Origin of the sequence: Cytobacillus firmus DS1, assembly GCF_000565285.1 — a bacterium.
Lineage (GTDB): Bacteria > Bacillota > Bacilli > Bacillales > Cytobacillaceae > Cytobacillus > Cytobacillus firmus_A.
In genome coordinates this window covers 381,236-394,298 of sequence record NZ_APVL01000002.1, presented here as the reverse complement: position 1 = coordinate 394,298, position 13,063 = coordinate 381,236, and the positions used below count along the sequence as shown (strand labels likewise).

At 40.6% G+C, this 13,063-nt stretch carries 22 protein-coding genes; all 22 read right to left on the bottom strand.

Annotated elements, in window-relative coordinates; genetic code table 11:
- Positions 1-135: 135 nt before the first annotated feature.
- The 22 genes from PBF_RS26395 to PBF_RS04365 all read right to left on the bottom strand — a co-directional run bounded on the left by PBF_RS26395 (position 136) and on the right by PBF_RS04365 (position 13,060).
- Positions 136-309 (bottom strand): hypothetical protein, encoded by a 174-nt coding sequence (locus tag PBF_RS26395; protein ID WP_035327572.1) that lies wholly within the window; start codon positions 307-309, stop codon positions 136-138.
- Positions 310-451: 142 nt separating this feature from the next.
- The gene (locus tag PBF_RS04460) at positions 452-631 is read right to left on the bottom strand and encodes a hypothetical protein (protein WP_035327570.1); all 180 of its coding nucleotides are present in this window, start codon (positions 629-631) and stop codon (positions 452-454) included.
- A gap of 179 nt (positions 632-810) precedes the next feature.
- Positions 811-1,005, bottom strand: a complete 195-nt coding sequence (locus PBF_RS04455) for a hypothetical protein (RefSeq protein WP_035327568.1) — start codon at positions 1,003-1,005, stop codon at positions 811-813.
- A complete protein-coding gene (locus PBF_RS04450; RefSeq protein ID WP_035327566.1) occupies positions 1,002-1,649 on the bottom strand; it encodes a hypothetical protein in 648 nt (215 codons plus the stop codon). The genes PBF_RS04455 and PBF_RS04450 overlap by 4 nt, the downstream gene beginning before the upstream one ends.
- A complete protein-coding gene (locus PBF_RS04445) occupies positions 1,649-1,984 on the bottom strand; it encodes a hypothetical protein (RefSeq protein ID WP_035327561.1) in 336 nt (111 codons plus the stop codon). The genes PBF_RS04450 and PBF_RS04445 overlap by 1 nt, the downstream gene beginning before the upstream one ends.
- Before the next feature lie 11 nt (positions 1,985-1,995).
- Positions 1,996-2,637: a hypothetical protein gene (locus PBF_RS04440; protein ID WP_035327560.1), complete on the bottom strand. Its 642-nt coding sequence runs from the start codon at positions 2,635-2,637 to the stop codon at positions 1,996-1,998.
- Positions 2,630-3,811 carry a baseplate J/gp47 family protein gene (locus PBF_RS04435; protein ID WP_035327558.1) on the bottom strand — a complete coding sequence of 394 codons (1,182 nt, stop codon included), beginning with the start codon at positions 3,809-3,811 and terminating at the stop codon, positions 2,630-2,632. The genes PBF_RS04440 and PBF_RS04435 overlap by 8 nt, the downstream gene beginning before the upstream one ends.
- Positions 3,804-4,157, bottom strand: coding sequence for a hypothetical protein (locus PBF_RS04430; RefSeq protein WP_035327556.1), 354 nt, complete (start codon positions 4,155-4,157; stop codon positions 3,804-3,806). The genes PBF_RS04435 and PBF_RS04430 overlap by 8 nt, the downstream gene beginning before the upstream one ends.
- Entirely contained in the window at positions 4,154-4,534 is a 381-nt protein-coding gene (locus tag PBF_RS04425; RefSeq protein ID WP_035327554.1) for a Gp138 family membrane-puncturing spike protein, read from the bottom strand. The genes PBF_RS04430 and PBF_RS04425 overlap by 4 nt, the downstream gene beginning before the upstream one ends.
- Entirely contained in the window at positions 4,531-5,331 is an 801-nt protein-coding gene (locus PBF_RS04420) for a phage protein (protein WP_035327552.1), read from the bottom strand. The genes PBF_RS04425 and PBF_RS04420 overlap by 4 nt, the downstream gene beginning before the upstream one ends.
- A complete protein-coding gene (locus tag PBF_RS04415; RefSeq protein ID WP_035327550.1) occupies positions 5,328-5,642 on the bottom strand; it encodes a phage baseplate plug family protein in 315 nt (104 codons plus the stop codon). The genes PBF_RS04420 and PBF_RS04415 overlap by 4 nt, the downstream gene beginning before the upstream one ends.
- Before the next feature lie 4 nt (positions 5,643-5,646).
- A complete protein-coding gene (locus tag PBF_RS04410; RefSeq protein WP_051488801.1) occupies positions 5,647-6,240 on the bottom strand; it encodes a LysM peptidoglycan-binding domain-containing protein in 594 nt (197 codons plus the stop codon).
- Between the two features lie 2 nt (positions 6,241-6,242).
- Complete coding sequence (locus PBF_RS04405) at positions 6,243-8,285, bottom strand: phage tail protein (protein WP_051488800.1); 2,043 nt, start codon at positions 8,283-8,285, stop codon at positions 6,243-6,245.
- A gap of 178 nt (positions 8,286-8,463) precedes the next feature.
- Entirely contained in the window at positions 8,464-8,736 is a 273-nt protein-coding gene (locus tag PBF_RS04400) for a hypothetical protein (RefSeq protein ID WP_035327548.1), read from the bottom strand.
- Between the two features lie 96 nt (positions 8,737-8,832).
- Complete coding sequence (locus tag PBF_RS04395; protein ID WP_035327546.1) at positions 8,833-9,234, bottom strand: phage structural protein; 402 nt, start codon at positions 9,232-9,234, stop codon at positions 8,833-8,835.
- Between the two features lie 16 nt (positions 9,235-9,250).
- Positions 9,251-10,261 (bottom strand): DUF3383 family protein, encoded by a 1,011-nt coding sequence (locus PBF_RS04390; protein ID WP_035327544.1) that lies wholly within the window; start codon positions 10,259-10,261, stop codon positions 9,251-9,253.
- An 11-nt stretch (positions 10,262-10,272) separates the two neighbouring features.
- Positions 10,273-10,743, bottom strand: coding sequence for a phage neck terminator protein (locus PBF_RS24845; protein WP_051488799.1), 471 nt, complete (start codon positions 10,741-10,743; stop codon positions 10,273-10,275).
- Positions 10,736-11,083, bottom strand: a complete 348-nt coding sequence (locus tag PBF_RS04380; protein ID WP_035327542.1) for a hypothetical protein — start codon at positions 11,081-11,083, stop codon at positions 10,736-10,738. Before PBF_RS04380 ends, PBF_RS24845 begins: the two co-directional genes overlap by 8 nt.
- Positions 11,080-11,583, bottom strand: a complete 504-nt coding sequence (locus PBF_RS04375; protein WP_035327541.1) for a hypothetical protein — start codon at positions 11,581-11,583, stop codon at positions 11,080-11,082. Before PBF_RS04375 ends, PBF_RS04380 begins: the two co-directional genes overlap by 4 nt.
- Before the next feature lie 4 nt (positions 11,584-11,587).
- Complete coding sequence (locus PBF_RS04370; RefSeq protein ID WP_051488798.1) at positions 11,588-11,923, bottom strand: phage head-tail connector protein; 336 nt, start codon at positions 11,921-11,923, stop codon at positions 11,588-11,590.
- Positions 11,913-12,050, bottom strand: coding sequence for a hypothetical protein (locus PBF_RS26070; protein WP_160169242.1), 138 nt, complete (start codon positions 12,048-12,050; stop codon positions 11,913-11,915). The genes PBF_RS04370 and PBF_RS26070 overlap by 11 nt, the downstream gene beginning before the upstream one ends.
- A 56-nt stretch (positions 12,051-12,106) precedes the next feature.
- Positions 12,107-13,060 (bottom strand): phage major capsid protein, encoded by a 954-nt coding sequence (locus PBF_RS04365; RefSeq protein ID WP_051488797.1) that lies wholly within the window; start codon positions 13,058-13,060, stop codon positions 12,107-12,109.
- Positions 13,061-13,063: the final 3 nt, after the last annotated feature.

Sequence of the window (13,063 nt, the reverse complement as noted above, 5' to 3'; positions counted from 1 at the left end):
TTTTATGATTAAAACTTTAAACCTTGCTGCGTATAATCTTCCTAACCCTTGGCATTGACACAAGTACTGGTATATAGACATTTGTTGGCACTTATTTATACTTGTAAATAATAATGCGCAATAAAAAAGCACTCATTAAGAGCGCCTTTTCTGCTGCCGATATTCTTCGATCATTTTCTCTTCCTCGATGAATTCTTCCATTTTGACCTGAACCCATGTAGAAAATTTGATTCCTTTTTTAGAAGCCAGACGATAAAATTCATCAAGCGTATCTGGATCAACTGTGATATTTACTCTTTTTACAACCAACCATATCCCCTCCAAGAAACTTGTCACTTTGGAAATAATTGTCGGTTAATCATTCATAAATATCAATACACATTAATGTACACTAATGCGTATAATCTTCCTGATAAGACATAAAAAGCACCCATTAAGGATGCTTTCTTAATTAATATTCAAATTTACGACCCACCATTTCCGCGAAATCTTTAGCTTCATCAACTGATGTTTGGCAAACTTCACAATTCGAAATATGTTCTCGTAATGGAGCCTTGTCTTCCTCTCCATATTTATGAGGGTTTGCTAATAAAGCTTCTCTCACATAAATGTTTTTCTCACAGTAGTTCATTTCTTCACCTCCATGTCTTTAGTAATTCGACAATAGGTAAGAAAAACTCCTTCGAACATTCGTTCAATTTTAATTTTTGTTTAGTTCGTATTCGACTTGCTGGCGGATAGATTCATCTTTTATACTTTCCAAAGAAATAACCCCTAATCGTACCAATCTGGCTAAATCGTTCACCATGTTTAAATCACTCCCATATTTTTATAGTAGATAAAGTTAATTTTGTCCTCTAAAGTTGGTTCTGGTTCGGATGGTTCGGGTGTTATAGGCGGGGAATTAAAAATTATTCTATCAGTATGGGAAATAGTTATCCCATCAGACGTATATTCAATTACTTCATAGTCCCCATCCTTATATTTTTGTAAAACTTTAATCATATCCCAATCCCTCCAAAGAAATAAACTGACGATCTAGCATTATTGCCATTAGGCCTGCTGGAATGCAGCTTAGCTTCAATTTTTAAAGATTCGTTGTAAAAAATAGGTTGTGACAAAAGGCTAAAGAATTCAGTGTCTAAATCTTGAATTGGTAGGTTTAATAAAGCTGTAGACATCATAATGGATGTTTTATTAGAAGGCTGATCCCCAATCAACCAAGCTCTATCACCATCATAGTTATTACCTCCTACACTAATGAAGTCTTTTGTTGCCATACCTGATGCGATATTACCGTTTACTGAACGGTACGTCATTAATACCACACCGTCAACAGTCACTCTTATGTTAAAGCTATATCCTATGCAACTAGAATATAAGGCTTTAACATAACCCTTTCCAGTTCGATTCATAAGAGTAACCCAGTTTGTATTATTATTTACGTCATATGAAATAGTTGAGAGTGTATTCATGTATTTACTCCAATCAGTCCCCCCACCCCCTGCATCAATCTTTTCTTCAAGCCGCTTCAAATAATTCATTAAGGTTGTTGTATCGGCAGTTGTAGGATTAGAAGAACCGATTAAATCGGTTTTTTCTTTTATAAAATCTTGTGTTGCCTTAGTAGGCAAATTAATCTCTGGCATTATAAGACCTCCTCATAAACAAACACCAAACCATCTTTAGCAGCGTTTGTTTTAAATCCGTACCGATATGTTTTTAAATCGGTAGCATCCGTAAATTCATGCGGCATTTCATCCGCCTGATGTTCAGCAACTAGTGCCTGTAGGGCAGCTAACTCTTGCTGGATTTCCTCTGTGCCACCATTTGTTTGAATTTCCTCAAGACATTTATAAATTCGATTAAAGAGCCAATTCATGTGCTGGGCCGAAGGCTTCATACCTGGTTGCCAGCCATCGGTTTTTAATACGGCAGGTGGCTCAACTCCAACCGAATCCCACTTTGGCAATTGTTCTTCCATTCAAATCCCTCCTAAATTGGCAATTCATTATCGGTGCCTGGTGTATAAACTGCCCCCAGATAGCCTCCGATGTTTTCGTCGTTAACATCACCAAATCCTTTGGTGTAATTAATAGAGTTTGATAAATCACCAAACTCGAATGTGCCAGATAATTCAATAGCCCCGACTTTGACACCCGCAGCTACAGTTTTTTGAACTATACGAACAAAATTCAAGGGATCCAGACCGGCCTCATTAATCTTATTTAAAGGCAATTCGATCAGTTTAATTGCAGCAGGTTCCGGTTCCAGTGGATCATCCCACTTTTCTTGAATTTTTATTTCTTTTTGAGGAACGGAAAGAGCCACCGAGAGGACACGGATAATTGTATTTATGCTCCCGTCAGACAAATTTCTGGCGATTTTAGATTTAAGCAAAATTCTATACACTTCATCAGTGGCAACACCACGAGGCTGATTAAAATTTGTCCCGATATCATCGAGCGCTGAGCCTTCTGCGTTATCGATATCTCGCCAGTCTCCAACTCTATTAACTGTCTGATGAAGAGACTGCAGCTCATCGCTAAAGATGCGCATGAGCTTGCTTATATTGCTGTCTGACTGCTTATTGAAGTAGTCGGAAAATCTATTAACAATGGACTTTAAATCAAACATTAATAACCACCTCAATATTTTCAGCGCTAATCTGGGCCACTTCAAATAAATCAATCAGCACGTTTTCTTCAAGAAAGACTTGCCCGCCATCTGTACTGAAGGATAGTTCAACATCTGTGACTCCTTCTACTGACATAATGTGTGCGATGGCTTTTGCTAAAACCACTTTCTCCCCCATATTCAAACCAGTAAATAATTGTGATGTAGTATCCGAGCCGCCAACATATCTAACAACTGCATTCTTTACTTTATCCTCTCCGTCATTAGTAAATCTGGAATCCTTAGAAATTACGACCCTCGCATGCAAATTTACTTCCGATGCTCTTGTGAAACCAACAGATTGAAGGTTTCCACTTAGGTCGGGCACTTCAATATAGGTAGTTCCATACGGTTGGATGCCTCCGGCCTTTGATTCTAAGATGGCCAGTGCAATTTCTCCGTCATCTCCACCCAGCACAAAAGCCTGCAGGGCTCTTGAAGGAGTACCATAAGAATCTGTGACATCTGAATAGTTATCAATTACATGCACGGCCCTTACATTTGGTAAATTCATTAATGCCCGTCGTATAGCCGCAGGGGTGCCGGACCCCATGCCTTCGACAGTGATTTCAGCCCGGGCACGTGCCTCAGCATCAGTTTCCTTTTCTCTGCCGCCGCTTGTCCTTTCCGGATTATTAACACTAATTACATTTGCATCTGGGTTAACGATCTGGGTAATGCTATTTGCTTCAACATTTCCAATCGAACCAATTTCGGTACATACTATTTCCACAATGCCAACACCGTTTGCATCCAAGGTGATGTCAGCAATAGTTTCGAAGGTGATATCACTTTCTGTAGAAACTAAAAAACCACTTTCAACGGTATGGTTTGCTGTACCATTGATAGTGATTTCTCCATAGGCGTATTCTTCTAGAATTCTAGTTATCCCAGCGTAAGGAAGTAATTTATCGAGTTGCACTCCTTCAGCCGACTTTCGGTATGCAGCATGGTAAACTTGTTCAATTGCCATCCAGGCAAGGGATAAAAACCACGCCATAATACGAATCAAGATGCCTAAAAATGCTTTTTCTGAGACATTAGCATCCGCGCCGAACAATTCTTTGGTTTTTGAAGACATATCATTTAGAAGTTCATCGTAAGTTTTCCTTTTAAATCCATTAGCATCAAGCACCTAATATCACCTCATCATTAAGAGTGCTGCCGTCTATTAAGGTAACAGAATATCGAATTGTTCTTATCCTGTTGGTGAAATCATTAGAGATGATAAGACTATCAATAGATGCCACTCGTTCTTCTTGAGACAAAACTCTCATAACTTCAGCCCTTGCCTCTTCATCATTGGATTTCCCCAAGATGAGTGTAAAATCAATTCCATAACGTTCATCCAAGAACCATTCTTTCAGGTTGGTTCCTAGTGTGATGCTCAAGCACTGAGCTATTTCATTTTCTCCCTCAATCATCTTGAAATCACCATTTTCAAAAACTAAATCACCATTGGCCAGCTCTAGCGCTTTCAATTTAACACCCCCACAATGACAGCATCCTGAATGCTGAACATTCGAGATGTACCCGGGAACACATTATGCCCGCTTTGGGCATCGTCAATTGCTCTTTGGCAGAACACCACTAAAACCGTATCGCCAGGACTATAAACAGGCAAATACGTCTGAACCGCACCGCCATTTACACGATATTTCTGCTTTAGTGTAGGGACATTCTCTATAGGTGGTAGTGACTGAGGCGACTGGCCGACTTCTTTGACCTTAAATAGTGGCTGAATCTTGGCTTTCCCAGATGATTCATCAAATGAAAGGATCTTTGCCGGCATAGAAGTATTGATACTCGTAAATATAGTTCTTTTTAAGTTGTCGAAAAAGACACCGGCATTGCTCAAAGAATCGCCTCCACTTCCGTATAGTAGCTGTCACCTTTAAAAATATGTTTTCCTTTTCTAATACGCACCTTGGCTTTAACCCCTACTGCCTGAAGTTCAATAATAGATCCTGTGTTCATTCGGTACTGGAGCAAAGACTTTATTTTATACCCTTTAACTGTTACACCATCCTTTTCTTCCTCAAAATACTCAGGCGAACCAATTAATCCAGTCTTGCTACTTAGAACAAAACGATGGTCATCTCCTTGCTTCAAAGAACGAATATACAGTTTAGAACGGGAGATATAACAAGCAGCACCGCAGTCCTTGGAGATATCTTGCATGGTTTTTACAATCTCTCCATCAACTGCATAACCCTTTGAATACACCTTGTTCTTTGGTAATTTCAAGACAGCTATTGATAATCCAAGAGATTTAGCTAAATCACTTAAAATTTGCTGAGCTTTTATTCCTGGCTTAAATGATTTTTGGAGGGTCTTCTTCTTGTCGAGTGGCTGGCTATCCAAGACTTTGATTACTGTTTCCCTGTCAGCTCCCGATAATTTTGAAGTAGTGTTGTCAATGTATCCGGATAAAATCAATCCTTTGTCTTCGATGTATCCTGCGTTTATTGTCAACATCTTTCCTCTTTTCAGCTGGTTACGGGTGTTTGCTGAGAGATTATAGACAGAAACAACACTTAGATTTGGATCTAAATCATCGTCAAACGGTATTTCAAATTCGATGTCCAGGTCTGTATTGTTCATTTTCACATTGGTGGTAATGACCTCAACAACTCTCTTAAAAAGCTTACTCATTCATTCATCACCACCAGGAAGACGGTAACATTTAGATTTTCATATCCAACCCGGGTTTCTTGTCCGGATTCATCAATTGAAATGATGAGTGGTCCAGGGAAACGTGTATCGAATATCTCACTAAAAAGAGGTTCACCGTACACGATTTTTTCACCGTATACAAGAACCTCTCCATCCTTTATTAAATCGATAGTAAAATAATCTCCTATCTCGTTGTACCTTATTTCCAGCTCGAAAATCTCAGCCCCCAATTCAATTTCAAAGCGATAAGGGATGAGAGGCTTTTCGATATTAATATATTCTTTATCCATTGCCTCACCCCACTCTCAACTTTACGCCGATTGGAATTTTACGAGGGTCATATTTGTTCCACGTCTGTAGTTGCTGCCATCTTAAGTTGTATTTCTTACCTAAGGCATAATAGGTATCACCTTTTTTCACAACATGGTATATCGGCGATTGCTTCTTGTTTTCAGTTTGTTTACGTCCTGCTTGAGCAACTGGAGCAGTAACTGCCTTTCTTTTAGGGGGAATATAAGAGGTTTCAGCAATGCGAACCTCTGTAAGTGTGCAGCTGAACCGATAACCATTAATCGTCTTAGAATCGGCCTGAATTGTCAGGCCGCTCATTAGCATGTTTTTGTAAATACGTCTGCCTTCATACGTGATAAGCTGTCCTTCGATTTCCATTTTCTCCAGATTAGCAACCATGATTTCCACCCGCTCAGGGGTTGGCCTTATTATTAAGCCTGAAATTTTTACAATCACAGGCTTTCTTTCCACATGATCTGAAAGATTAATGCCCTTCTCCACTTTATGTGTAGGGATATCAACATCAATATCAACATCTTCTTTTTCAACATGAACTAAATAGCCATTGATTTTTGTTGTGCCGACTAATTCCGCCAATGCTATCCCTCCCTAATCTGAGGAATGATTACATTTAAATCACTGAAAAACTCCTCCATTGCTTCCTTGATGTTAAATACAGTCTCATCCTTGGTATTGCCGCCTTGTACAAATATTTGTACAGGTGCATGTATTTTGGAAGTTGTCGTGCTTGTTGTAACTGTAGCAGCAGTGTTATATTTACCCGCATTTCCAAAGTCTAAGGATGGGTTTGTGCCATCTCCCTTTAAAATACCTGCAGATCTTAATGCGTCAGCTTCTTCTGCTGGTAGGACGGCTTCATCTTTATGCAACAACGCAGGCATGTCATCGTAAGGAACACGCCCAAGACCAACTTCAAATCCCGGCAACAAGTTTGAGACCTTTGAAACCACACCGCCAATCTTACTTCCAATATCCAAGTTTTTTAGAGCCTTTCCAACAGCTCCAAGCTTGTCTATTACCCACTCTACAGCATCAGCTATGGCATCAAAGGCAATTTTCATGCCATCTAAAATAGGCTTCATGGCAATCCAGGCAATTTTTATCGTGGTCGTTGCCAGAGGCAGCAAAGGAACTATAATTTCCTCTACTAAAAATCGGACAACAGATGAAATTCCAGAGAATAAACTGCCTACTATTCTTAGAATTGGCGATATAAAATTCATTGATGTCTCAATCACAGAACGGGCCACCGGAAATAAAGGAACAATAACTCCCTCTATTACACCCTGGACAATACTTTTTAAAGTACTGAAAATATTTATTCCAGTGGAGACGACATTTGCAATTACTCCCATTGAATTGCCTATAAATTCTTGTGCTACCGGCATAAGTGGAATAACGACATCATTCACAAATTGCATAATGACATCTTTACCATAGTTGAAACCATCAGCGACCTTTTGAGCAAAACTAGCAATTCCATCTGCAACCTCAGGAGGCACGCCTAAGTTCTGCCATATATCCGATACCTCTCCTGTATTGTAAACAAGAGACATAATCGTGTTATAAACTGCATCGATGATATCCTTAACTTTTGACAACTGATCAAACCCTGCGGAAACAAACTCCATAAATGGTCCAGGATCAACATTCGAAATAACATCACTAAGCTTGGATAATACTCCAACGGCCTGTTCTAATATTGGCGCCCCAGCTTTCGCTAAGAAATCCTGCCACGCTTGCTTAAGGTTGCCAAGTTGGTTTTCATAGGATTCCGATTCCCGAAGAGCTTGTCCAGTGGCACCGGCCGACTCCATCATCTTTTCTGCGAAGGTTAGACGGGCCAGCTGCTTATCAGCTTCACCAAGGTTCTTCCAGTCCAATCCGAGTTCTTGTGATGCAAATCCGGCCAATTGTGTTTCGTTTGCGAATAGACCAATTGCCTCCCCGCCCTCATAGTTACCTTTGATAAATGAGTTTAGGGCACTGTTTGCATCTTCAAAGGATTTATCATAGAAGGCAGCTGCATCTGCTACAGCTGACACAGCACGCTGTGAAGCATCCATCGCATCGCCCGTTTCCAAGCCCAGCCCTTTAAATAAACTTGTCATTTGGGTATAGGCAGGTTTAATCCGATTTGGGAGCATCCCGAAAGACTCTCCTAGATTCTCGACAACTCCCTGCGCTTCCCCTGCATCTGCTCCAAAAACCTGGTCAAACTGTGCCTGTAAGGCTTGGGCACCAGCTGCCGCTTCAATTGCACCCTGGGTGAAGTCTTTTACGGCAGCACCAATGCCTAATGCCATAATGGCTGCACCGAGTCCCAATACTGTCTTCTTGAATATATTCATACTGCCATCAGTATTTTGAATTTCGCGGTCAAGATTGCTCAAGTTACTGTTATCTAGATCCTCAACCTGATCAGCCGCATCTTCTATTGAGTTTTCTAAATCCTCGAATTCATCATTCAAGTCCTCAACTTCATCAACAGCATTATCTATTGAATTAAAGTTCAAGCCATTAATGGAACTGATCACATCATCAATTCGTCTATCTAATTCAGCGAGAGGGCCGTCATCGATGTCCATTCCAATTGCTACAAACACATCACGCAAGGACATTTAATTACCTCCTCTCGCATTTTTAACTCGCTCAATTTGGCTGTCTAATGCCGCATTAATGTACATAATTTCATCCAGTGTCATTGTGCAAGCCTCGGTGTAGGAAATCTTCCCTTCCATGATTGGTCTCCAAAAATACCATTCAGAATCAACCTTCTCACGATATTGATGAAGTGGCTTAGCCTTCCTGAAAGGTAAACTTCACTGCAGCCGACATGACTTCAGTGAATCCACCAACTTCTTCAAAATGTTCGAATGTTACCTTGCTGCCATCTTCCTGGAAAATTACGTGCTCCATTAGGGATTCATATAATTTCTCCCCCTGCTGAACACCGTGCTCGTTTTTTGCAGTGTCTCGCATGCGAATAGCTTCACGAAGCCCAGGGTGTTGGAAAATGTACTTGTTACCGTTTTTAGTTTCGAATTTTTGTTGTTCACCTTTTTTAGCCATTTGTTTTCGCTCCCATTCTCTTCTTTTTAATTGATTGGTAATATGTCGTTTGTTCATAGCAAATAAAAAGAGTGAGCCGAAGCCCACTCATCCTTTCTATTTCACTGTGTAATCAAAGACTTTTATAGTATAGACACGGCTCGCTACTGCTTTTCCATGTTCAATATCCGGAACCTTCGTAACCATTGCTTTTGTTCCGCCTGTAACCTCTTTAATTTCATTATTTGAGTTCACCCAAATCGGGAACATATTCCGATCATTCGCTAATGTATTTAAATAAGGAATGGACGGAGATGTTTGGCTCAATGTGATCTCAATCGTGCCAAGAGAATCACCGTTAATGGAAACAACAGCATCTCCTTGGGCTGATGAACTTGCTTCGAAATTTTCGTTATCTTTCGAGCATTTAACCATGGTACCGTCAGCATATCCAGTGACGAATACACCATTTACTGTTGTTGTAACTTTTCGAGCATCATATGTTCCAACATGACCCATGCTCAAGACCTCCTTTTTACACTAAAATTTCACCTTTAATCTTCGCTTCATGAATGGCCCCAGCAAGTTCAAAGTCAAAATAGAGTCCGCTATACCTACGTTCTGCACGATCTGATGCAGGGGATTCATTTCGTCCCTGGCTGGAAATGGTATATAAATACTTTCCAGAATCATCAACAGCGATAATGCCATTCTGGCCTGCCACTTCTAAGACTGTACGGACAGCTCCCTCGATTTGAGCGATACCACTATCGGTATAAGGGATTTTGGGATTTGATGCAAACAGAAGTTGCACTTGCTGTTCAATGTTAAGCTTCACCCAGTCCTTGCCGTGAATAACATCAATATATTCTCCACTAACAAGTTTACCTTCGCTTGTCTGATCGATCCCAGCTTTCCTCACATACGCAATACCTCCTATTAAGTGGATATCACTTAATTTAAGAGGAGTAAGGTCTTGAGGGGTAACGGACTTTAATGTTTTGAACTTCCATGTCACCGAACCAACTGGAAGGGAACCGATCCGCCCAATTAAAGCAGCATGTGGCATTTCTTCAATCTGATCATGCTGAATTGCAAATGTGCGGTCATAGTCTTCAACTTTTAACAAGGCCAAATCTTCTACACTATCAACAACATGAGCCGCCATCTTCAGCCCGTGACCTTCAACTACATCACTAATAGCTTTGTAATCATCCACAGTTCCTGAATCCAGCATGACAAAATACCAATCATTGTAGAAATATTCTTCAAGCACAGAAGCTGCTGTAACAGGATCAACTGCAGTTGTATCATAAGTGGCAATAGCTATTTTTTCAGGACGCGTATCGCCTTGATCAAATACCTTCTTTGCTATTTCATAACCTTCAGACTGTTCACCAAAGGCTACTTTGATAGCCTCTAAGTCTCTGTATTCTTTATAAGGACTTCCTCCAGCTTTATTAACCAGGATTAACGGAGTTCCTAAGCCAATGAGCGCCGATGGGTTCTTTATGTCAATCGTGACAGTAACATCTTGTAATGGCATTTCACTCACTCCTACATCTCAATATTTTCAATAACTCCAGCATCAAAAGACTCTTGGCCGCGCATCCGCAACCGGACATCAAAGCCATATCTGCGTTCATATTCAATGTTTAAAAAAACATCACGATTCGTGATTGCTAATGCATCCACTACCGTGATGTTCTGATCGGATAACTCTATATGGCCTTTTCCTAGAAAGTATGAACGGGCCTTATAAGCCAAATCATGTGCTTCTTCGATATCTGCAGCATGGCAAGTAATTGATAGAATCATTTCAGTGTCTTGTTCGATACTGGAAAGGCCAATTTCTACATCCATCGCCTCTGCGACTTGTCCGATTCCTTGCCCAGCTAGAGTAACCTTAAGCGTATAAAACGGATAGGCAGGCTGATTACCTGTTGTATCTGCCATAATGACAGGATGGGTAGTATAACTTCTCAGACCTGCTATAACTGGGCGACGAACGTTAGCAAGATTAATCAAAAGAGCTCACCCCTTTAGCAACATAGCGATAGAAATCAGCGAACGGGGTGAAATTAATCGATGTATCGATCTTGTACTTCATACCCTGATGCTCAATCTCATCTCCGTGTTTAAAAGGTGTAAGGGAATATATTTGACGGTCAGATTGAGTAACAGCTCCTCCTAATTGAGCAACCGTCTTCATATCAAACGGGATAACAGCACATTCCCTAACCTCCGGGACCACATCACCTGGTACGTATTCTCCATCTTCATTCCAGCTGCCGTCACCTTTGCTGACAATTACGTTTACATTTGAACTGTACTTGCTTATTAAGCGACGGAAGGAGTATAAATTCATTCCACTTCAACCTCTATCGATCCAATAAGGCCGCCGCTGTCCACCAAAGGATTTGAAGATCCTTTCATTTCAACCGTGAATGGATGGTTGACCGGGTTATTTAGATCAATTGCAAATTCTTGAATTTTCCCTTTCAATTCAAGTCCCAGCATTTGAAAGAATAACTCAGGCGATACATTTCCCTCAATAACTTCAGTAATAAGCTCCTGGGCTTTATTTTCGATGGCCGCTATGTTCTCATCGGTCCCAGTTCTAAGAAAAGAACGTTCAGGAATGACGATATGTGTAGTTGATTTCTTCAGGTGAAGCCCCTGTGATGCCAAGTATCTGCGCATTTTTTCAGTAACCTGGATTCTTGCTCCAAACTCATGGACGCCTGCAATCATAGCCATTTGACTGTTTTGGATATAACCCACTTTAGCCTTTTTGGACTTAGCCCTTGATAGATCTGCTAAAACCTCAGGAATTCGGTTATTATCTGTGACTCTTATCCTTGCCATCTCATCACCCGCCAAATGATTTGAATCGGATTCTCCTTAGTCCAGCGCTAGTCAATTGGGCCAGCAATGCACTATCTCTTTCTTCACCAGATTCGAAGGTTTGTGACATACCTGCAATGGATTCACTCTTAATACCCGGATTGGCAACCATTTCGTATGAGACATACAATGCAGCTATGCTTTTTGCCGCGGGTGGCAATTTCAGCTCTCCGTCAATCAAAAAGTCACGGTTGCAGGTGCGCTGAACGAAATCAATAGCATCATCCAACGCTACCTTCAAAAACTCATCCTGGGTAGTATCCGATATTCTCAATCTTGCCTTAAGTTCATCAAGATTCATCTGGAGAAGCCTTCTTATTTGTCCTTTTCACTTTTTTATATCCGATTGCCTCATAAACCACTTTAAATGCTTTTTCGGTAACTTCAATTTCTTCTCCGTTTTTTTCAACTAGGATTCTTTTATTCATTTCGGTTCCCTCCAATAATATAAAAATGGAAAAAGCGACCCTATTTGGCCGCCGAATTACGGTGTAACAACTTCTGGTGTTAATGCTGCAAAAGCATCTTCAGCAAGTGTCATAAACCCAACTTGTTGAGTAACGCGAAGAGCAAACATATCACGTTCGAAAAGATTGATAGGATCTCCGCTTGCATCCACCATAGTGGTTAAAGTTGCATCTTCTGAGATCTTATATTCCATACCTTGTGGAATGCCATATCGAGTGTAATCCCAATCAGCAGCCATAAGAAGCGCCTTGGTGTAATCAAAAGACTTGGAATCTACATATCCAATCGGTAGACCAAGAACTTGCTGTGTAGCTCCGCCTGTAGCATCATTGAAGATTGGCAGGCCGTTCTGGTCTTTTGCTCCACGTAACTTTTGACGGAACCGGCGAGTAGTAGTAAATCCATCTACATCTTTATCCGCTTCCTCAACAAGAGCCATAAGGCCATTTAATTCATCATAAAGGTTCCCAATGGAGTTAAGAGCCAAAGTATTTCCTGCAGTCTGCGCTTTTTCAAATACAGATACACCAGCGCCGAATGGAGAATCGACACCAAAAAGTGCTGCCTGGTCAAATTTAATTGCGAAAGCTTCAGAAATGGCAGGACGCATTTGAGTGAAAAAGTCAGATACAGAGTACTTTAAGAACTCCTTAGAAACAGGGATGATAACACCCATCTTTTTGGACACCATCTTAGCTTTTAACCAAGTAGCTTTAGATGTTTGGATTTTTTCACCTTCACCTACCCAGTAAGCTCCTGGACCAGATGCTAGATACGTAAATTCCTTCTCAGGCTTAGTCATCTCTTCAAACTTAGCAAGCTTGGTAACGGCAGATTGTGTCATAAACTCTTTTAATACCAGCGTCCCTTGTTCCTTTGGCACAGCACCGGTTACCGCATCCTGCAGCAACACATTTGCAGGATTAAAATCGAATTGCTTAATGTTTACTTTTAATAGATTTGTTGTCATGTA

Bases quoted from the DNA above. Each gene is read 5' to 3' on its own strand.
- PBF_RS04460 (WP_035327570.1), bottom strand. From the start codon at position 631: ATGAACTACTGTGAGAAAAACATTTATGTGAGAGAAGCTTTATTAGCA.
- PBF_RS04455 (WP_035327568.1), bottom strand. From the start codon at position 1,005: ATGATTAAAGTTTTACAAAAATATAAGGATGGGGACTATGAAGTAATT.
- PBF_RS04450 (WP_035327566.1), bottom strand. From the start codon at position 1,649: ATGCCAGAGATTAATTTGCCTACTAAGGCAACACAAGATTTTATAAAA.
- PBF_RS04445 (WP_035327561.1), bottom strand. From the start codon at position 1,984: ATGGAAGAACAATTGCCAAAGTGGGATTCGGTTGGAGTTGAGCCACCT.
- PBF_RS04440 (WP_035327560.1), bottom strand. From the start codon at position 2,637: ATGTTTGATTTAAAGTCCATTGTTAATAGATTTTCCGACTACTTCAAT.
- PBF_RS04420 (WP_035327552.1), bottom strand. From the start codon at position 5,331: ATGAGTAAGCTTTTTAAGAGAGTTGTTGAGGTCATTACCACCAATGTG.
- PBF_RS04415 (WP_035327550.1), bottom strand. From the start codon at position 5,642: ATGGATAAAGAATATATTAATATCGAAAAGCCTCTCATCCCTTATCGC.
- PBF_RS04405 (WP_051488800.1), bottom strand. From the start codon at position 8,285: ATGTCCTTGCGTGATGTGTTTGTAGCAATTGGAATGGACATCGATGAC.
- PBF_RS04400 (WP_035327548.1), bottom strand. From the start codon at position 8,736: ATGGCTAAAAAAGGTGAACAACAAAAATTCGAAACTAAAAACGGTAAC.
- PBF_RS04395 (WP_035327546.1), bottom strand. From the start codon at position 9,234: ATGGGTCATGTTGGAACATATGATGCTCGAAAAGTTACAACAACAGTA.
- PBF_RS04390 (WP_035327544.1), bottom strand. From the start codon at position 10,261: ATGCCATTACAAGATGTTACTGTCACGATTGACATAAAGAACCCATCG.
- PBF_RS04380 (WP_035327542.1), bottom strand. From the start codon at position 11,083: ATGAATTTATACTCCTTCCGTCGCTTAATAAGCAAGTACAGTTCAAAT.
- PBF_RS04375 (WP_035327541.1), bottom strand. From the start codon at position 11,583: ATGGCAAGGATAAGAGTCACAGATAATAACCGAATTCCTGAGGTTTTA.
- PBF_RS04370 (WP_051488798.1), bottom strand. From the start codon at position 11,923: ATGAATCTTGATGAACTTAAGGCAAGATTGAGAATATCGGATACTACC.
- PBF_RS26070 (WP_160169242.1), bottom strand. From the start codon at position 12,050: ATGAATAAAAGAATCCTAGTTGAAAAAAACGGAGAAGAAATTGAAGTT.
- PBF_RS04365 (WP_051488797.1), bottom strand. From the start codon at position 13,060: ATGACAACAAATCTATTAAAAGTAAACATTAAGCAATTCGATTTTAAT.